Annotated in this window: 19 protein-coding genes; 16 read left to right on the top strand and 3 right to left on the bottom strand. The window is 36.7% G+C overall.

Features of this window, described 5'->3' with window-relative positions; genetic code table 11:
• Window positions 1-136 precede the first annotated feature (136 nt).
• Entirely contained in the window at window positions 137-673 is a 537-nt protein-coding gene (locus tag TES5_RS12895) for a hypothetical protein (RefSeq protein WP_068562398.1), read from the bottom strand.
• Between the two features lie 261 nt (window positions 674-934).
• On the opposite strand from TES5_RS12895, the gene TES5_RS12890 reads away from it, so the two are divergent.
• Window positions 935-1,072: a hypothetical protein gene (locus TES5_RS12890; protein WP_157080415.1), complete on the top strand. Its 138-nt coding sequence runs from the start codon at window positions 935-937 to the stop codon at window positions 1,070-1,072.
• A gap of 217 nt (window positions 1,073-1,289) precedes the next feature.
• On the opposite strand, the gene TES5_RS15045 is transcribed toward TES5_RS12890, so the two are convergent.
• On the bottom strand, window positions 1,290-2,222 hold the full coding sequence (locus TES5_RS15045; protein WP_178137857.1) for a DNA-deoxyinosine glycosylase: 933 nt from the start codon (window positions 2,220-2,222) through the stop codon (window positions 1,290-1,292).
• Between the two features lie 247 nt (window positions 2,223-2,469).
• Between TES5_RS15045 and TES5_RS15260 the strand changes: the two genes are divergently transcribed.
• From TES5_RS15260 to TES5_RS12815, 15 genes are all read left to right on the top strand, one after another.
• On the top strand, window positions 2,470-2,613 hold the full coding sequence (locus tag TES5_RS15260; RefSeq protein WP_157080414.1) for a hypothetical protein: 144 nt from the start codon (window positions 2,470-2,472) through the stop codon (window positions 2,611-2,613).
• Window positions 2,614-2,815: 202 nt separating this feature from the next.
• Window positions 2,816-3,184: a hypothetical protein gene (locus TES5_RS12880; RefSeq protein ID WP_143148254.1), complete on the top strand. Its 369-nt coding sequence runs from the start codon at window positions 2,816-2,818 to the stop codon at window positions 3,182-3,184.
• A 221-nt stretch (window positions 3,185-3,405) separates the two neighbouring features.
• Window positions 3,406-3,741 carry a hypothetical protein gene (locus TES5_RS12875; RefSeq protein WP_068562395.1) on the top strand — a complete coding sequence of 112 codons (336 nt, stop codon included), beginning with the start codon at window positions 3,406-3,408 and terminating at the stop codon, window positions 3,739-3,741.
• 103 nt (window positions 3,742-3,844) lie between these two features.
• Complete coding sequence (locus TES5_RS12870) at window positions 3,845-4,567, top strand: hypothetical protein (RefSeq protein WP_068562394.1); 723 nt, start codon at window positions 3,845-3,847, stop codon at window positions 4,565-4,567.
• Window positions 4,568-4,658: 91 nt separating this feature from the next.
• Window positions 4,659-5,009: a hypothetical protein gene (locus TES5_RS12865; protein WP_068562393.1), complete on the top strand. Its 351-nt coding sequence runs from the start codon at window positions 4,659-4,661 to the stop codon at window positions 5,007-5,009.
• Between the two features lie 41 nt (window positions 5,010-5,050).
• Window positions 5,051-5,332, top strand: coding sequence for a hypothetical protein (locus tag TES5_RS12860; protein WP_068562392.1), 282 nt, complete (start codon window positions 5,051-5,053; stop codon window positions 5,330-5,332).
• Between the two features lie 166 nt (window positions 5,333-5,498).
• A complete protein-coding gene (locus TES5_RS12855; protein WP_068562391.1) occupies window positions 5,499-5,783 on the top strand; it encodes a hypothetical protein in 285 nt (94 codons plus the stop codon).
• A gap of 62 nt (window positions 5,784-5,845) precedes the next feature.
• Window positions 5,846-8,032 carry a helix-turn-helix domain-containing protein gene (locus tag TES5_RS12850; protein WP_068562390.1) on the top strand — a complete coding sequence of 729 codons (2,187 nt, stop codon included), beginning with the start codon at window positions 5,846-5,848 and terminating at the stop codon, window positions 8,030-8,032.
• A gap of 98 nt (window positions 8,033-8,130) precedes the next feature.
• A complete protein-coding gene (locus TES5_RS12845) occupies window positions 8,131-10,062 on the top strand; it encodes a UvrD-helicase domain-containing protein (RefSeq protein ID WP_068562389.1) in 1,932 nt (643 codons plus the stop codon).
• A gap of 601 nt (window positions 10,063-10,663) precedes the next feature.
• On the top strand, window positions 10,664-11,179 hold the full coding sequence (locus TES5_RS12840) for a DUF3846 domain-containing protein (protein WP_068562388.1): 516 nt from the start codon (window positions 10,664-10,666) through the stop codon (window positions 11,177-11,179).
• 65 nt (window positions 11,180-11,244) lie between these two features.
• On the top strand, window positions 11,245-12,219 hold the full coding sequence (locus TES5_RS12835) for a tetratricopeptide repeat protein (RefSeq protein ID WP_068562387.1): 975 nt from the start codon (window positions 11,245-11,247) through the stop codon (window positions 12,217-12,219).
• A gap of 723 nt (window positions 12,220-12,942) precedes the next feature.
• A complete protein-coding gene (locus TES5_RS12830; protein WP_068562386.1) occupies window positions 12,943-14,625 on the top strand; it encodes an McrB family protein in 1,683 nt (560 codons plus the stop codon).
• Window positions 14,609-15,931, top strand: a complete 1,323-nt coding sequence (locus TES5_RS12825) for a 5-methylcytosine restriction system specificity protein McrC (RefSeq protein WP_068562385.1) — start codon at window positions 14,609-14,611, stop codon at window positions 15,929-15,931. Before TES5_RS12830 ends, TES5_RS12825 begins: the two co-directional genes overlap by 17 nt.
• A 43-nt stretch (window positions 15,932-15,974) precedes the next feature.
• A complete protein-coding gene (locus TES5_RS12820; protein ID WP_068562384.1) occupies window positions 15,975-16,601 on the top strand; it encodes a hypothetical protein in 627 nt (208 codons plus the stop codon).
• A 324-nt stretch (window positions 16,602-16,925) separates the two neighbouring features.
• Entirely contained in the window at window positions 16,926-17,960 is a 1,035-nt protein-coding gene (locus TES5_RS12815; protein WP_068562383.1) for a Jag N-terminal domain-containing protein, read from the top strand.
• A 36-nt stretch (window positions 17,961-17,996) separates the two neighbouring features.
• Here TES5_RS12815 and istB read toward each other — a convergent pair.
• A partial coding sequence (gene istB / locus TES5_RS12810) for an IS21-like element helper ATPase IstB (protein WP_068562382.1) occupies window positions 17,997-18,545 on the bottom strand: 549 nt, incomplete at its 5' end.

Genomic DNA, 18,545 nt, shown 5'->3' with positions numbered 1-18,545 from the left:
TATGATATCCCCCCCTTAAAATTAAGTATACGCTTTCTTAATCAGGAAAGAAATAGTTCAAAACTAGAAAAAAACGCTGAACAGCCGTACGCTACATACCTATTTCTGAGATGGCTAGATATCCCAGGTGCCTCGACTACTCTATCCACTCCTCGCTCTGATTGAAGTCCTCAATCCAGGTAATTTCCATATCCAAAGTGTCATTTTCTTCAATAGGGGAAGATGTTGGAGTAGGATTCTTTCCGGCTATTTGCATTCGATTATTTGTAAAGACGTGAATTTGGAACCATTTTTCCTCTTGTAAAAGCTGTATATTGCGAATAGATTCCAGTGAGATCGATTGATTGTTAATGAAGATTTTATTTCCCGTAAGAGAGCCTCTGAAATATCCTACTATTGATTCAGTTTGACGCCCGAGGTAATCTTTTTGATTCAATTGAATGGATACGAGTCTGTTTTTCTGCAGAGCCTCCACTAATACTTCGTCAATTTCACTTGCATTCATTTGAGCGAGGATAGGGATATCCTTCAGAGCCTCTTCTTTTCCAGCAGAAATGGACCTTGTCAGTTCTTCCATTGAGAATGCCGTTAACCACTTAACCATGCCTCTATCCTGGTAGTCGTTGTACTCTTCAAATACTTTCTCTGTTCGCTTTCTGGTTTCCTTTATCATACTTTCACCTTCCTATAGCGCCGCTAGTCTGTTTGTCTGGATTTAAATCCTTTATACTCCCAATTATACGAACGTATGTTTGTTTTTGTAAAGCGAACAGACACGAATAGGTAAAAAAATCGGAAAATTTTCGAGAAAGTTCTCTCCTTTGATAACTCCTGGAGAACTGTTTGCGAATATTTTAGGTAGAAAGGGAAGGTGAGTGTTATGTCGAATTACGCATTCGAATCATGTATGTTCCTCAAATTAGATGGGGGCTCCATGAAGATGATTGAAGCGTTGCAAACGCACTTAGCTTTGGAGTACGAGTTTTTTGAAACGCCTGCTGATATTGTTGAGTCTGCGATTTTTGAGATGTATTCACGAATGATAATGTGCGAGGTTCTAGAAAGTGAATAGGTGTTAGACAAGCGACAGTAAAACACAACAAAACGGAATGAGAAGCGTCACTACGACGTTCCTCATTCTGTTTTACTTTAGCCCGGACTTTCCAGGGGTGGACCTGTTGTACTTATAAATTTTCTCTTGGACAAGTTTTTAGGTAAACGAGGTACCTTTTAAAATAGTCTGACTGAAATTTACAAATAGATTGAACCATGTCTACACTGAATGTCGTTTATTCTTTTATGAGGCATTTCCATTCGTTTAATTTTTCTTCGTATGTTTTGACATATCGACCTCTGCTTGGGCTGGTAGTGGGCAGTTTAAATGGTTTGATGTCTGGGAAATCTTTTAAGGGAACGCTTTTTTTAAATAGTTGGAAGGCTTTATCACCATTGAAGACTATGGTTTTTATGTTTGGATAATTTTTCAGGAGCTTTTGGAAATCGTTTGGTTTGAACTGCCTTTGTAGGGTGCCGGCACGGACTGGTTGCATAATATGCATGACAGTCCACAATGCGATGTTGTTTTTTAGCAGTAACGCTGTTTTTTCCGCATAGTCAGTAGGATCTTCCTCCCCTAAGCAAGAAAAAATAAGTTCCCAAAACTTATCAGCTGAATCGGCATAATACTGCAAATGTGGGCCGTCTCCTTCGATCGGAAAGGAGCTCAAAATCAAAATTTCGGAATTTGTATCGATTATAGAAGGTAAGATTATAGACTTGGGATATTTTGTTGGTTCATCTTCATAGAAATCCCTATAGGCTTTCTCGAGCATATGTTCTTTCCTTAAATCCCCACGCATCATTAAACCTGGCGAGATCATGAGATACCCCGTTTTCATTTTAAGCAGACCTGCATGTTCTAATTCCGCTAATACATTTGAGACCGCAGCGTAACTGACTCCCGTATCCTTCACAATTTTATTGTGAGTGACTTTAACGGTATTGTCGGTAAAATTTAAATGCTCCACTAAATATGCCATGACTTTCCCTTTTGATCCCCCGATAACCTTACATAAATCCATGATTTCTATTTTATGCGTTTTATAAAAGTTTCCTCTCGCTTGTTTCCGATAATGTTTTTCAACGGTTAGTTGTTCACCCTTATTATTCACGAATGTTTCTTCCACAACTTTAAAAGTATTATCCCTGTAGTCATCAATCATAACAGTAGTCTCCTTTTTAGTTCTAGTCGTTTTGCAGCTAATTTTAAATAGATGTTTCTCCTTCTTTTTAAAATCAGGATAAAACCCTCTAGATAAGTATGGCACTTGCATTTTTGAACAGTTAATGTTAAATATCTGTCTTTTAAAGAAAGTATTATATATTTTTTTGTATATTTCTATATAAATAAATATATCTATGAAAGTCGCTTACAACGTTATTATAACGCTTCTTAAGGTGTTTTTGCTAATGGCAATCTTATCTTCTTGTTTATATTCAGATTTCAGGGAAAAGATAAAAGATAAAACCGCCCTGCCCGGGCAAATTCAAATGAAAATAAAAAAAGAAAATTTTTCGTTTGACCCGAGTTCTGCTCTCCATCGCGGTGCTTGAGCTTAGAATTGATTGGCTGGGCTCCGCCCTGTGTTCTGGTGAAGGTAACCTTCAAACCATCAATCGAGAAAGTCTGCTGCAAACCTGTTACCAGCGAGCGGTTCCGCGGTCCATGGCGCTGGTGGGTGATTGGGAAAAGTCACAATCATCTAGCTTTCAATCAGAGGTTGGTACTAAACATGATAAAAAGAATGGGGTGTAGATGATGATTATCGAACCGTTTAAAAAGTACGTAGTAACTTGTAAGGATTCAGGAGGAACGCTGTATCGGTGGCATTTAGAGGTTGTACCGGGTAATAATGCTTGGAAAGTAGTATATGAGAACATTGTTGTAGGAGGGAATTTCAAGGGTTATTGGATTAAAGAGGTGACACTCGAAGAAAGTCTGACTCCGATCGCGATTGGAAGATGCTCGGTATTCTCAAAGGAGAACGATTTGTCCGCAGATTTTGTGGACGATGATGACGACCAAGACTTTTGGAATGAGTGCCCTCAATGTGGGGAATACATTGGGATAGATGGTCAATGTCACTCCTGTGGCTTTGACTGGGATTCCTGTTATGGTGATTAACCTTAGGAGCAGGAATGTTGGTGATAGTTGACTTTTTAAAACCGAGGGCCATCCGGCCGACTCATTGGTGATTGGGAAAGACAGAGTGCGGGAGGCGCTCCGCGCGGGTTCTTTGGAATAAAAAAAAGAGCATTGTTTTGTACTGGATTATCAGTATGGAACAATGCTTTTTTATATAGGATTTCCATTTTTATAAAAAATGAATTAGGGAGAGAACGATAATGAAAACAACATACAAAATCAAGAGCAGAACGTCAGGTCCGGTCTACATTACCTTGTCGGATCATGCAATGCAAAGGATGGAAGAAAGACAGATTAATTTGCTGGACGTGTTAATTTCTTTGACTGAACAAGTAGAAAACTTAGTTTTAACTGAACGAAAAGGGGACACGCTGCTGATTAACCCAAAGAAAAATCTATCCATTTTATTGTCTATTTCCGAAACTCAAAAAGACATTAAATATTTGAATATCATTACCTTGCTCAATGATATCCCCGTAACTACAGACGGGCAACAGTTACGTTTTCATGATATCGCGCAATGCGTGTGTGTGTAATAAGGATAGAGGGCTCCAGCCAAGTTTCGTTAGATAGAGGGATCGCTGAATTTGGCGGTCCTTCTTTATCATAAAAAATTCATTTGAAAAAGGAGAATGCTTTATGTTTAATCAACAATCGCAACAAAAGAATCAGGTAACTGCCGCTTTTCAATTGTGCCAATCCTTGCCAGGATGTACCCTTTTCACTTCCAGAAAGCATGAACTTCCCAGCAGACGCAACTTCAAATCCGATGAAGACGGAATCGCATTCGGAACGCTTCATGCGATTGCGCACAGGATAGTCGATGGCTGCGATTGGGATGCCTATGCTGATAGCATGTGGAAAACGATGGAGAAGGCCGTTAAAATTGCGTTTCAAATCAATAATCCTAGCGATGCCTTAGTGAACACGTATTATCATGCTTACCGCTACATGGCAAACGGGAATTACACAGAGAACCCCCATATTGATTTGGACACCGATGTGCATTATTTGAACGTATTTAGAGCCTACAAAGATTTAAAACAAGACAAACTCGATTATGAAGGAACTTTTAAACAGGGAATCTACTTTCTGGAACACCAATCTGGAAATACCGGTATATTTAATCAGTATGATAATTTAGTTCTGGTTAATTTTGATAGTCTGCAGCTGCCGTCCAACGCAAACGCATTAAAATTCTACTTGCTGGTGTGTGCGGTCTTTTGCAAAAATAGGGCCCGCAATTGTTATGCCGTTACTGCAGCCTTGGATATCTATCGTTTTGATAGTGTTACGCATGAATTTATCAAGCTAACTCACAACGCAAGCACCTCTCCGGAAGTGCTTGCGTTTTTAGTTTAGACATTCGCCCCAGCTTAAAGAAAAATTTTTAGGTTGGGGCACTTTTTAATTAATTAAAAAATTCATATTGAACAAAAGGAGTGTTTTTTTTATGGAAAGAGACTTTCTTACAGAGGCGTACCTCATGGTGTTGATTATCGTTATTTTCTTTGTGTATGATGCCATCTTTCGGAAAATTTTCCGAGCTTGGTATGCGGCGTTTGAGCCACAGAACAGCTTTCCTTTCGTGTTTAAGGTGAGGCATGGCCTCGCGATACTGGGATTGATCGGTAGTTTGTTTTTTGACTTCCGACTCCTGCTTGTCGTCTTTCCGGGGATGTTTGGTATCCTATCCACGCTTTCCTATCAACAAAACAAAGAAAGCCGGGAGTACCTGGTTTTAATTGCTGATGGATTCATGCTGTCCGTCTGCACCATTGGGGCGGGCCTATCCATCATGTAACGTAAGGTTTGTATTTTAAATTGTAGAAAGGAAGATGATTTATGAAAAAGTGGAACATGTACAGCTTATCCGCCTACAGGTTTGGGATGACAGCGGAAGAATTAAGTTATATGGAGGTGGTTGTAGATGGCTGGAATGATGATGAAAATTACGCCACTGACGTAGAAACGATCGCAACCGTTCGGGGATGGTATCTGAACGATTGCGATTTCTTCGTTTCCGTTCAATACAAATATCAAGATGCCACTGAAAATAAAGTATTGAGACATGTGGCCTTCGAAGGAATGAAAAATATGATAAAAGATGCTCCCTATTATTTATGAACTCGGAAAAAGAAAGCGCAAACATAAAAGTTGGTTATTTTGAAGATATCGCTTGCACATTCATCTTCTTAGTGTTAAAGTGTACCCATGAAGGACGGAAAATAATACTCGATAAACGGATAAACGAATTACAAGTTATAAAAACCGAATGTCAGGAGGATTTTTCATGAAAAAGGCATGTTATTGGAAAGTCGTATTGCACTATGGTCACGTCGGGAGTCACAAAGAAATTTCTGTCGCGAGATATTTATATTTCAAGGACCCTTTGTCGCTTATAGAAGTTTGCGATTTTGCCAAAGAAATGCCTGGAGTGAAACATTCTCAAATGGTAAGTTCCGTGAAACAAATCACTCGTGAAGACTTCTTGATTGGGAAAAAGAACGAAAAAGCTGATTTTTTCTTGATAAAGTTACAGTCCCATCGACCGGCTTACTCTGCAGTCATTGCGTAGTATGATGGAGATCGTAAATGTATCTGAGTAAGAGGTTCTGATAATTATAGGAGGTTTATAAATTGGATTTCGATTTAAAGTATTTTAGAGAGAAAGTTTTGAATATGACACAAGCCGAATTTGCCGATGTAATGGGAAAATCACAAAACACGGTTTCAAGATGGGAAAAAGAACCACAAAATCTAACCCTGGAGGTGTTAGCTGAAATTTCAGCTAACACCGGCTTCTCCCTTGGGGACATTTTGAATTTTAAAAGTAAAATTCATGATCCCTGGAAAGGAGAAGTATCCGAAATGGAAAAGCTGCGGGCCTTGAAAAGTGACACAAATGCCAAGCTTACACAGTTACAGGAATATATGGCGGTCAATAGCAATAGCTCTCAGCTTCATAAGAACTATGCGGACAAGCTCCAAAAAATATACGAAAATACACTGCCTTCCATCCGAAAACCCCGCGTAGGGTTCCTGGGTAACAGTGATGTCGGTAAATCAACCTTAATCAATGCAATGATCGGACAAGATGTTTTACCTGCCGGATGGACGCCTATTACATCATTACTTATGTACGTTGTACATACGGAAGATAGGCCGGATTTCTTAGGAGATGACAGTGTAGTCATTCTATCAAACCGCTCAGGGAATAAGAGTGTAGATATCGAACAATTGCATGATGAAAACTACTTTGAACAATGTTCGATTGAGAGTGGCGGCATTAACGTTTTAGAGAAATATGGTAGTCGCGAAGGCGAATATTATATGAATACTGATGCAACAGCCGCAGTCGTATATATCGAAGCGCCGCTTTTAAAATTATGCACGCTTCTAGATTTACCCGGTTTTGCTACATCAGACAATCCGCAAGACGATATCCAAGCGGCAGAAGGAAAAAATAACGCGGATATTCTAGTGTATATGTCGTTAGCGAACGGGTTTATGCGCGGGAATGATATAAGCTATTTAAAAGAAGTATTGGACAGCTTGAATCCAATCGGGACAAAACAGAACGGGTTCGAACCATTGTCCAATTTATTTGTAGTTGCAAGCCAGGCTCACGTGGTAGCGGATAAAGAGGAACTGCGAAATATTTTAGAAAAAGGTGCCGAGCGTATGGAGTCCGTACTTCCGGAAAACTACTGGGTGAGCAAGTCTCAACAGTCAGACTTAAGTTACGATTACTTGGATTTCTCGAAGCGCTTCTTCACCTATTCTCGTGATGATTCAGAATTGAGCAAATCCTTTAAAGAAGACTTTATTTCCTTATTGGAAAAGATTCCCAAAATGTTGCATACCAACACCTTTGATGTGCTGCAATCGTCTTTATCAGTGGTAGATACGGAGGTATCGAACGAACTGGACACCTTTCGCAAATATCTTGAAGATAAGGAATCTGCTACTCATGATTATCAATTATTGCTAGGACAAAAGGATGAAGTATACAAAAACAGTCTCGACTTCATACAAAAATTAGAAACCGAAATTGAACTGTATAAAGTGAAATCAATCGATGAATTCAAAGATTTCTATGATCGTACCATTTCAACAGAAGCCATCGTGAAGGTTATCAATAGAAAAGGGTTTAAAAATCGAAAAAAAGATAAAGAGGAGTTGCAAAATTACCTCAACAATACTTTAGTACAAAAATCAAATGATTTATGTGTGTTGTACTCTAATAAGTTGAGGGATTATCTTGATAAAGAATTAAATAAGCTGAATATTAGTGCTGAAGCTTCCAAAATCAATTTCGACTATCAAAAAGCATTTATAACTGGCTTAGCAGGGTTAGGAACCTATGGAGCATTGGCCTTTTATATCGGAACACTTGGGAATTTAGGTGGGTATATAGTAGTTGCACAAGCAGTAGGGCTTCTTTCCTCTTTAGGAATATCTGTTGGTGGTGGAGCGGCAGCAACCTCGTTTGTGGCCAGTATCGGTGGGCCCATAACGATTGTTCTTGGGATATCCATCCTTATCATGTTGGCTACCGCTGGAATACTAAGCGGCCGCAATTGGAAGGAGAAATTTTCTGATAGTTTAATAGCTGCTTATAAGAAGGCTGAAGCGCGACAAAAATATTGTACCGGTTTAGAAAAATGGTGGGCGGAAACGGCTACTGCCGTAAATAAAAATACAATGGCCGAAGAATACGAAAAACATCTGCAAGAAGCTGAAGAGAAAGCAAATCTTGATGTCACAGGTTATGAGGATCTAATTTCAGAGTTCAAAAATTTCCGTTCATTGCTTACTCACTAAAACTAATATACATAATGAAATAAGTAGATTTTTCACTTGATATACTGGCTTTATTATTTTCATCAATATGAATTGTATGTAGCGAAAGGGTGATTGATTTGATAATACCTAGAGGTAAGCAAAGAGAAGTAATTGAATTACCTATACGTGGACATAATGTTGTATTAGGAGTGGCTGGTAGCGGAAAAAGTGTTTGTGCACTTCAGAGAGCTAAATATATCAGAAACACAAATATAAACTCCCAAGTTAGTAATCTCTTCAGCCAAAACTTCCGTAGAAATGACATCTTAGTTTTGTCTTATAACAAAACATTAGCTACCTATTTGGGTGAAATGGGCCGCGAACAAGATTCTTTTGCAAAAATAGAAGTTAAAACCTACCATAGCTTCGCAACCAAACAAATGCGCGCCAGAGCGCTACTTGATGATAACTTGGGCATACTTGAGTCCTCACTTACTCAAAAGGAAATTAAAAGGCGTGAAAAAAAGGGTGAAAATTCTGATACTAAGGAATCGCTAATTAAGAAAGCGATTGAATTCATAAAAGCGGAGGAGTCTTCACAGGGAAATGAAATCAGTACGTTAAACCGCACGGAATTTATCATTGATGAGATTACTTGGTTTCAAAGAGTAGGGGCACTTTCATTTGAAGAATACTATTCAATTGAAAGAACCGGTCGCGGAAGAGGCGGATTAGCTAGAGATCATAGGAGATACATTTTTAAGGTGTATGAGAAATATGTTGAGTTACGTGAACAAAGTGGGTGTAGGTACGACTGGGATGACATTTCTTATTATTTTAATAGAGATTTAGTTGAAAATCCGAACCTATTCCAAGAATATAAGCATATCATCATAGATGAAGGGCAGGATTTTTCCGCTACGATGATTCGTTCCCTTGTATCTTACCTTGGTAATGATGGAAGCATAATGTTTTTTAGTGATTCGGCACAGCAAATTTACGGAAACAGTAGAACGCCTTGGAAAAATGTGGGATTGAAGATTAACAAGACTTATAAACTCGATGAAAATTTCAGGAATACTAAACAAATCGAATCTTTAGCAAAGGCTATAAAAGAAAAAATAGGCCTCGAAATAGAGGAAAAAACCGACAGTATCTATAATTCAAATGAAGGGCAGTTGCCCGAAGTCGTTGGATTTAATTTGCAAGAAGGTGAAATGACCTATGTAAAAAATAAGGCGGCGGAATTTGCTAGATATGGGTCTGTTGCAGTAATGTTTCCTACAAATGAAAATGCTCAAACATTTTTCTATTCTTTAAGTTGCTTAACAAATGTCGAGAAAACACATGTAACGCGAGAATCGAAGTATATCCGTAATAAGAACGGAATACTGGTAGGTACCTATCAAGCCTTTAAAGGGATGGAGTTTGATTCTGTTATTATCCCATATTGTACAGACGCACATTTAATCCTTGAGAAAAGACTTTCTGCCTTGGATAGCTTAGAGGAAGCAGATTCAGAGGTTGCTCGATTATTGTATGTAGCCCTCACAAGAGCCAAAAAAAATCTATTAATTACATATTCTGGAGCGCTCACGCGTGTCTTCCCAGAAAATAATAGTTTGTTTCACTCTAAAAATATGCAAACGATAAGTGGAATAAATGAAGAAGAAGATCCTGTAAATACATTTGACGGAACGATTTCAGTCTATGATCGGTCCCAAGGTCTTATTACTGATCATGAGGGGGATTATATTGAGAATCCTAATGGGGATGTTGTCCATATAATGGGGTATCATTCTCCTGAAGATGACCCAACATACTATCCATATTCGCAAGAAAATTTTTTTATAGATGTACCGAGTAATCAGGAGAATTGGATTAGTTCCTTCGCAGATGTTGCCACTGTAAATGGGCCCAAATATTATGTTGATGAAATGGGGCGATTGCTTACTGAAAATTTTGATGAAAATATGTACCCAACGGAGCCTTTATTTAATGGGGATCATACTGGTGAAGATGGTTCAGATTATTATCCAGAATATTACGGAGAATTCAATATGGAATAATCTTCTCCTGAGAAATAAGGTCCTACGAGCTAAATCGCTCGTAGACTAGGAAAAATCATTTCAAACTGAGTGGGTCCTGGAAGGGGGTAAATCTTATGGGATGGGGAAACGATGCTCATTGGGAGCGTGAACTAGAACACGCAAGAGCGTAATATATAACGAATGAACAATATCAATAGATTTCTATTTCACATTGGATGGACATATTTCAATAATACATTACATTAGGTATAGAGGTATTTGATAAATATGATGGTATAAGAACCTTCGTGAACCACCATAGATTTCAAATGACTTTATGACAGCTTCTCTCGTGTTAAATAAATTAGATTTTTGAAAAGAAATGCTAAGATATATGTACTCAAAAAAAACTACCTAAATCGAATTTGTTATTGTAAATAATCTATAGTTTAAAATGGACAATTAGCATTTTTTTTATTTTTTTATATCGAGTTTTTGTTGGACCTATATCATTAACTATGAGAAACTGAAATAAGAAAAATATGAGTTATAAATTTTTGCGAACTATCATCAATGATAAAAGTACTATTGTTCTTTGAAGCACTGACACAATTCTTATATAAAAGGATGGTAATTAGATATGCGAAAAGACTTAGAGAAAAAAATGCGAAAAGAATTAAAAAAAAGACCGTCAAAAGGTATCTTAATCGGGGATCAAGAGATTGAAGTGGTAAACGTAAGAACAACGAATGGTAGTGTAGATTTGAAAGAACTACGTCGTTTGGTAGATTGCAGTTTGGTAGACTATTTTAGCTTGAACGATGAATTTGATATGTGGTTAGATGATATAGGTTTATTTAAGAACGGAAACTTTATGCAGTCCTATACGCTTGAAGGAAAATTGATTCCGCAAGAGGTTCCCGGAAATGTGTTAATTCTAGCTCGAAATAGCATAGGCAATCCAATTGGTTTAATGGACAAACAGGTCGACTATGTACTCAAAAATCTAAATATTGTTAGCCGTAAGGTGATAGACCTTGGAGATGAAGAGTCCGATCCGATGGATTTAGCTAGGAAAAACGCATCAAAAGTAGTGGGTGATATGAGAAAAATGTTCTTAGAATCAGGATTTTCAGAAGATGATATTCCTTTCTAAAAAAGTTAATATATGCTGAAGAAAATAATCACTATAGGCTCGCGCATAAGGGAGTTATTCTAAAAGTGAAAGAAAAAAAACTTATATATTCAACAACAACAACAAGCAATACGATGAATGAATTTTACTCAAAAAAGCATCAAGCGATTGCGTCAAGGAAATCTGGGGATATAGACTCTGCACTTTTATATATTGATGAGGCTCTTAGAATCCGACCTACAGATATGGAACTTACAAAAGATAAAGCCGAGATTCTTTATAAGAAGAAAAATTATAAAGACTCAATAATAATATTTAAATCTTTGCTATCTACAGACAAGGGAAATATCTCTTATATTCATGGATATTATAAGTGCTTATATCGTTTACAAGAAAAACTTACGGAGGTGGACTTAGATAATTTACTTTACATAGCTGAAGTGAGCAAATTGAAGTATTTTGAAAAAAACCTTATTCTTTCTCATAATGAAGATTCTATTCTTAAAGGTAAAATCAATGATTATTTTTCCCAGTATGAGTTATCAGAAATAATTCAATCCTTGGGTGTAAGTGAAATGATAGAATATATTTCAAAAGAAATAGGACGAGAAAACAAAAGGAATAAAATTATTTGTGAAGAACTTTATGAAAGGGAACTTTATGATGACCTTTTCGAGTTTTTATCAGAAAAAATAGATATTAAACCTACTGAGCATAATAATTATTTACTATATGCAAGTTATAAAGCTGAACTGTTTGACTATGAAGATGCAATTGCAGTGCTAAACAAATATTGTATAGAAAATAAAAAAAATAAATATTTAGTATATGATAAGCTTACCGAGCTTCACATTGTAAGCGGAAACACTGAAAAAGCATGGGACAATTTAAAATCGCTTGAAAAGTACTTGGATAAAAAAGAAATACAAAATGCTAAAGTGGGTCATTGGAAATATAAGTCTATAGCTAACTTATATAAGTTACTGGGGGATGATGAAAGAAGTGAGTATTACCTACAAAAATATCAAATAACAAAAAGTTATTTTCAAAAGAAAGAATAGTAATTCATCTCCATCATAGAAAATGTGATTTCCTCCTACATAAGATGTAGGGACCCTAGCTAAGAAGAGCGTTTCTATTTTATTTTGGAAGCTCTAAAAAAAAATAAGAGTGGAATGAAAATAAAATTGAATGTCGCAAAACCTCGTCCTTCTGGCATGGAGGAGTTGGTTAATTTTCTAATTTTTATATCAATTTTTCGTACAGAGATCCCTGCGCATTGAGACCTAAAAAGGCAGAGATTATTGATTCTTACGAGGATTGTTGTCAAAGTTTTAAAATAGGGCATGTATATGAGCCCGTTAAAAAAGGAGTAGAAGGAGTAGCCTATCTGCTCCTTTTTATTTCGTGAATACCATTTCTGTTTATAGGGTGTGCCCCCAAAACTACCACCTGTAAAATGCCGATTTTATGGAATTTTTTGCACGGATTATAAGTGTATAATAAACGCTGTGAAAGAAAGAGGGAAAAATGTTCGGAATGAGTATGACGGATCGAGAAGAACTAAAGAAGGCCTCAGGCTTCCTATAGGAAAATATATTTTGAACGTACTACAAATGTCAATCAGTCAATTATGCCGCCGATGCGAAGAATTCACATTGTCCTATTAAGAAAATTGCTAAAGGTACAGTGGGTTAATCAAGATACCATATATAGAATTAAGAAAGAGCTCCCCTCAACAATTAGTTGATTTAAAGATCTAGGGAATAGTTAAGGAGGCAATTATGGAAAGTGATACTTCAAATAAATACAAAGAATTCAAGTATCTTCTAAAACGCTTTGTCAAACAAGGCAATATTAACATTCAAGATAAGAATAATAGAAAGACAACTCTAGGTATAGAGGGGTTTGAAAATAACCATTTTCAACGTTCAAATGGTTATGATCATGTTACTATTGATGGCGTTCAATATCATATTCATTTATTTAATACGGGGTCTTACGGACCTATCAGTGGCAATGGAAGCAGCATGTTGCCATATTTTTGTCATGGGTTGGCAAATGAGTACTGGGCCAATATCCGTGCTACTTTCCAGAACTTCGAAATGAAATCATTAAGGATAGTGGAATGGAGTAAAAATTCAGGAGATAAAGAAAGCGGCATTTCTTATCTGATTGATACTTTGGACTTGTTTTCTGATTCTGAACCAAATGATAACTTGAAAAAATTATACAAAGAGTTTTCACTTCTTGAAGGCGAGGAGAAAAGAGTGATAATCAATGAAAAAGCAAATGAATTAGCAGATAAGCTAGAAAAATCAAAAAATATTATACTCCGTGGTGCTCCAGGAACAGGTAAAACATATTTAGCTAGACAAATAGCTGCTTCGTTAATTGGTGTAGATGAAGATAAACTAAACGAAAGTGGCCAATATGGATTCGTTCAGTTCCATCCGAGTTACGACTATACAGATTTTGTTGAGGGATTGAGACCTGTAACTGGTGATGAGCAGGAACAAGTTTCTTTCAAACTAGTTGATGGAATTTTTAAAGAATTTTGTAAGCGTGCTACTAAATCTGATACAGTCGGTGTAGTCGATAATTTTGATGCTGCTTGGGAAAACTTAATTCATGCGATCAACGAGAGCGCAGACGGCTATATGATGAATAGAAGCAGTGTTCCCGCAACGTTAAATTCACATAATTCAATCAAATTCAAGTCCCCAGTTGCCACTAAAGAGAATGTATACAAACTTTATCGGGGCGAAGATACAAACCTTAAATATGAGACATACCAAAATATTGTATTAAATCATTTGACTGAAAAGTTTGATTTAAAACCATTTAAAAAGGGCGAAACAGTAAGCAGCGAAAAGAAAAAACATGTTTTCATCATTGATGAAATAAACCGTGGCGAAATTTCAAAAATATTTGGTGAGCTTTTCTTTTCAATCGATCCTGGTTATCGCGGAGAAGAAAAATACGGTATCCATACCCAATACTCAAATCTTCACATAAATAGTAAAGAAAAATTCTATATTCCGGATAACGTTTATATTATAGGAACGATGAACGATATTGACCGTTCTGTTGATAGCTTTGACTTTGCAATGAGGCGACGATTCAGATTTATTGAAATTAGGGCGGAAGAAACGACAATTATGTGGCAAGGACAACTAGATGACACCCAGGTAGAAGAAGCTACTAATCGTCTAATTGCATTGAATAAGCAAATTGCGGATACAGATGATCTGAATTCTAATTACCACATTGGACCAAGTTACTTTTTGAAATTACCTGAGTTAGATTATAACTATGATGTATTGTGGACAGATTATCTTCAGCCATTATTGGAAGAATATCTTCGTGGAAACTATGAAGAACAAGAAAAATTAGACGACATGAAAAATGCTTATGATTTAATAGACCAAACAAACGAGGAAAATGCTGATGAGGGTAGAAGATAATCATACTTATTTAAAATCTGAATTTGTTGCAGCTTATCCGAAACTTTCAGCTAAATTGGTAGATAGGACATTATCGGAACTCTCAGAGAATGAGAATTTACTTGTTTTTCCAAGTGATTTTTTAGCTGTTGATGATTTAGATCAAGACTCAAAATTCATTGAAACCGTAAATGATACTATTAAATTCCAAAATGTCATTGGCTTCATTGGTTGCGAAAATGAACAATTAGAGATTCACTCACGTTTCTCACCAGGTAAAAATAATTATTTTTTGCACTATATGTTGCAGAAAGTACTCAATATCAATATCGTGGATTTGGATTCTAAACTATCAATGGAGGAGCAGCTTTATCAACTTTTGATGTATTTGTTCCCTAGATATCTCAATGCTGCTATGAGGAAAGGTATCTTCAAGCAATATCGTAGATTTGAGTATAATAATACCAATATTAAAGGAAGCATTGATATTGCTAGACACATCAAATCGAATACTCCGTTTACAGGTAAAGTGGCCTATTCAACGCGAGAGTTTACTCAGGATAACGATTTGATGCAACTAGTGAGACACACAATAGAATTTATCCGACTTTCAGCAAAGAATGGGAGAATAATTCTTAATTCCTCGGAGCTTACAAAACAAAATGTTTCAGCTGTCATTCTTGTTACGCCGTCATACAATTTAGGTAACAAGAGGAAAGTAATTATCGCTAATAAAAACACTCCTGTAAGACACGCTTACTATACTGAATATTTAGCACTTCAAAAATTGTGCTTAATGATTTTAACACATAGACGGCACAGTATCGGCGGGGAAAGTAAAAATATTCATGGTATCTTATTTGACGTTGCATGGCTATGGGAAGAATATTTGAACACGATGCTAAAGTCGGACTTCATTCATCCTAAAAATAAGCAAAGTAAAGATGGGGTTTCGTTATTTTTTGATAGAAAAAGAATGATATATCCTGATTTTTATAATAAGGACATTGATGTGGTTCTTGATGCAAAATATAAGAAGCTTGAATATACTGCCAAAGGCATTAGCCGAGAAGATTTATATCAGATAATTACTTACTCGTATATTTTGAAGTCAAAAAGTGCTGGGGTTGTATTCCCAAGCACTAGTGATTCTGAGTATAGTAAAATTGGTAAACTATCGGGTTATGGCGCCAACATATTTAAGCAATCAATTCATATTCCGCAACAGGTTAATAGTTATAGAGAGTTTGATACATATATTAAGCAGTCTGAGGAAAAGTTTAAAAAGGAAATTAAAAAGCTGCTATACAGCAAAGCAGAAAGTTAGATATCACATCGATGATTAAAGCGTTGTAGAGGAGGCGTAGAAAATGGCAATTGTACAAGACGCTTATGATTTAACAGATGATATTTCGACGAAAATCCTCACTGGAGAATACAGAAGAATTGGTAGCGTTATTCGCTATGCAACAGGACCCAACAAAGGCCGCATAGTAAAACACCTTGAACCAGTTCATATGGAAGTTGCTCAACAGGCTCAGAGCTTGGGTGCTAAAGCAATTCAGTTCGCAAAAAACAATAAGAAGGCACTTGTTATTGCCGGAATAAACACTGGTATAGTCGCTGCAGGAGTTGGTATTTACTATAAAATAAAAAATCACGATCCAGAAGTTGTAACTAAATTTAGAGCATCATTAATGAACTATATAAACGGAATCCGTAGAGGTGACCTAAGTTTAGATTCGATAAATGATTTGATGATTTGCTTAGAAAATCTGAAAAAACACAAAGACTATGAGAAAATCAGTATTCAGCTTTCAACCGAGGAATTAGGTATTCTTGTAAATCGAATTTTTGAGTATACAGAAAAACTGGCGAAAGACAATTCTATCGTGCTTACGGAAGATGAACTTAATGTACAAATATCAGATGGCACAATTCTTAATCTACAACGATATCTCAAGGCTCAGAAGAGAATTTTTGAAATAGCGGCATGACGACAATAAGAGAGTATGTCACCCTTTTGGACTTAATGATCCATCAGGGCGACTTGCTCTCATATTCGTTCATATCAATGCTAACGCCGGATTAGTAGTTCGTCATATTCCGTAATAGCTTCTATAAACGACTGATGGTTTAGGGTGTGCCCAAACTCGACACATATGTAAAATTAGTTTTATTACTTTCTTCATGTAGATTATAAATATAAAATAATTAATGTAAAGAAAAAGAAAATATAGATAAAAATTGGGTATGCGCATGTATCTAATACTGTAGAATAGAGATTGCTATACATTAGAATGTTTTAGGGAGGAAAATAAATGGCAATTTATAGTGGAGAAACGGTTAATGATGCAATTGAAAAAGGATTAAAAGATTTAGGGATTGATAAAAAACATGCGAAAATTTCAGTTATTCAGGAACCAAAAACTGGTATTTTAGGTAAGTTTCGTAAAGAAGCCAAAGTTGAAATTATTATATTAACTGATGCAGATTTAGAAAAAAAGAAAAAGCTAATAAAATTCGGCATAATTGGTGGTGTAATAGTTTTTTTTGTTATCTTCCTTAATATGGTTTTTAGTGGGAACTCCACATCAACCGATAGTTCAGACAATAATGAACTATCGGTCCCTATTGCTTCAAGTGAGTTAGCAACACAGAATTATGAATCAGTAGTTGAACAGTTCAAAAATGCCGGGTTTACAAACATAAAAACGACGAAAATGGAAGATCTGATAACCGGTTGGTTAACGGAAGATGGCTCAGTTGAAAAAGTCACAATTAATGGGCAAGAAGATTTCGAGAGCGGAGAAGCTTTCTCAAACGATGTACCAATCGATATTTTCTATCATACATACCCACCTGAAACTGAACAGACAGATGTAGTGGTTGATAAAGAAAGTTCTGCTGAAAACTTAACTAGTGAGTCAAGTATAGAAAATTCTATAAACGATACACCAGAACAAGCTGAATCGTCTAGTAGCATGGAAGATAAAGATAGTGAGTCAATGAGTGAGGTAACTGACAAGTTACAATACACTGTAACAAAAAAAGAAACTCAGAATATCATTACAGGTGATGTAGCTATGACAGGTGGAGATGGAACGAAAGTAAATGTTGTGATAAGTGCGGATAATATTAAACCAGGTACCTATTCAGCAACATGGACACCAGGTGTTTTTGGTGGATCAGATCCAGGTCGTGGATATGGACTTATTTATATTAATGGCGACCCTAATACAATTCAAATAATGCCTGAAGAGTCTATGGTTGTTACATTTAACGAGGGTGATACAATCACTTTTCAGTTTGCTGGAACAGGGAAGAATGATAGAATTCGACTTATTCAAGAGTAGTGTCAGCGTCAAGTAGAATTGAACAGTTAACGCCAATTAATTTTGAACACTTTCGCTCACAAACATGCTCTGACGATGTTTCATTCGGTAGCTAGCTTCATTCATGTGAACGACCTCCGCTCGATGCAGAATACGGTCTAGGATAGCCATTGCGACTCCCTCATCGCCCAATAATTCTCCCCATTGCTCGGGGCTCTTATTTGAGGTCAAGATGATTGAACTCCGTTCATATAGATGATTGATCAAATGAAAAAACAGGGTAGCTTCCCTTTGTTCCATTGCCATGTACATCAAATCATCAATAATCACTAAATCAGATGCTCGGATCCGATTGAGCTGGACCTGCGATTTCCGCGTGAATTCTTCAGTTTTCAGAAGGGAGAGTAGTTCTCCCATTGTCACGAATGTTACCTGAAACCCCTTCTGGATGGCCTCCATGCCTAAGGCAATGGACAAGTGCGTTTTCCCCACACCGCTCGGACCCAAAAAGATGAGATTATACTGCTGCTCAAGCCAAGTAAGCTCTTGGAGCTGGGTAAGCTGCCGTTTGCTCAGAGAAGTCTGATCTGATAGGTCGAATTCCGT

The sequence above is a fragment of the Trichococcus sp. ES5 genome (assembly GCF_900067165.1).
GTDB classification, from domain to species: Bacteria; Bacillota; Bacilli; order Lactobacillales; family Aerococcaceae; genus Trichococcus; species Trichococcus flocculiformis.
Note: the sequence above shows the minus strand (reverse complement) of the source record. Positions and strands in the feature narration are given on the sequence as shown.

Bases quoted from the DNA above. Each gene is read 5' to 3' on its own strand.
- TES5_RS12895 (WP_068562398.1), bottom strand. From the start codon at position 673: ATGATAAAGGAAACCAGAAAGCGAACAGAGAAAGTATTTGAAGAGTAC.
- TES5_RS12880 (WP_143148254.1), top strand. From the start codon at position 2,816: ATGATGATTATCGAACCGTTTAAAAAGTACGTAGTAACTTGTAAGGAT.
- TES5_RS12860 (WP_068562392.1), top strand. From the start codon at position 5,051: ATGAAAAAGTGGAACATGTACAGCTTATCCGCCTACAGGTTTGGGATG.
- TES5_RS12840 (WP_068562388.1), top strand. From the start codon at position 10,664: ATGCGAAAAGACTTAGAGAAAAAAATGCGAAAAGAATTAAAAAAAAGA.
- TES5_RS12875 (WP_068562395.1), top strand. From the start codon at position 3,406: ATGAAAACAACATACAAAATCAAGAGCAGAACGTCAGGTCCGGTCTAC.
- TES5_RS12815 (WP_068562383.1), top strand. From the start codon at position 16,926: ATGGCAATTTATAGTGGAGAAACGGTTAATGATGCAATTGAAAAAGGA.
- TES5_RS12890 (WP_157080415.1), top strand. From the start codon at position 935: ATGAAGATGATTGAAGCGTTGCAAACGCACTTAGCTTTGGAGTACGAG.
- TES5_RS12865 (WP_068562393.1), top strand. From the start codon at position 4,659: ATGGAAAGAGACTTTCTTACAGAGGCGTACCTCATGGTGTTGATTATC.
- TES5_RS12870 (WP_068562394.1), top strand. From the start codon at position 3,845: ATGTTTAATCAACAATCGCAACAAAAGAATCAGGTAACTGCCGCTTTT.
- TES5_RS12820 (WP_068562384.1), top strand. From the start codon at position 15,975: ATGGCAATTGTACAAGACGCTTATGATTTAACAGATGATATTTCGACG.
- TES5_RS15045 (WP_178137857.1), bottom strand. From the start codon at position 2,222: ATGATTGATGACTACAGGGATAATACTTTTAAAGTTGTGGAAGAAACA.
- TES5_RS12830 (WP_068562386.1), top strand. From the start codon at position 12,943: ATGGAAAGTGATACTTCAAATAAATACAAAGAATTCAAGTATCTTCTA.
- TES5_RS12825 (WP_068562385.1), top strand. From the start codon at position 14,609: ATGAGGGTAGAAGATAATCATACTTATTTAAAATCTGAATTTGTTGCA.
- TES5_RS12855 (WP_068562391.1), top strand. From the start codon at position 5,499: ATGAAAAAGGCATGTTATTGGAAAGTCGTATTGCACTATGGTCACGTC.
- TES5_RS15260 (WP_157080414.1), top strand. From the start codon at position 2,470: ATGGCAATCTTATCTTCTTGTTTATATTCAGATTTCAGGGAAAAGATA.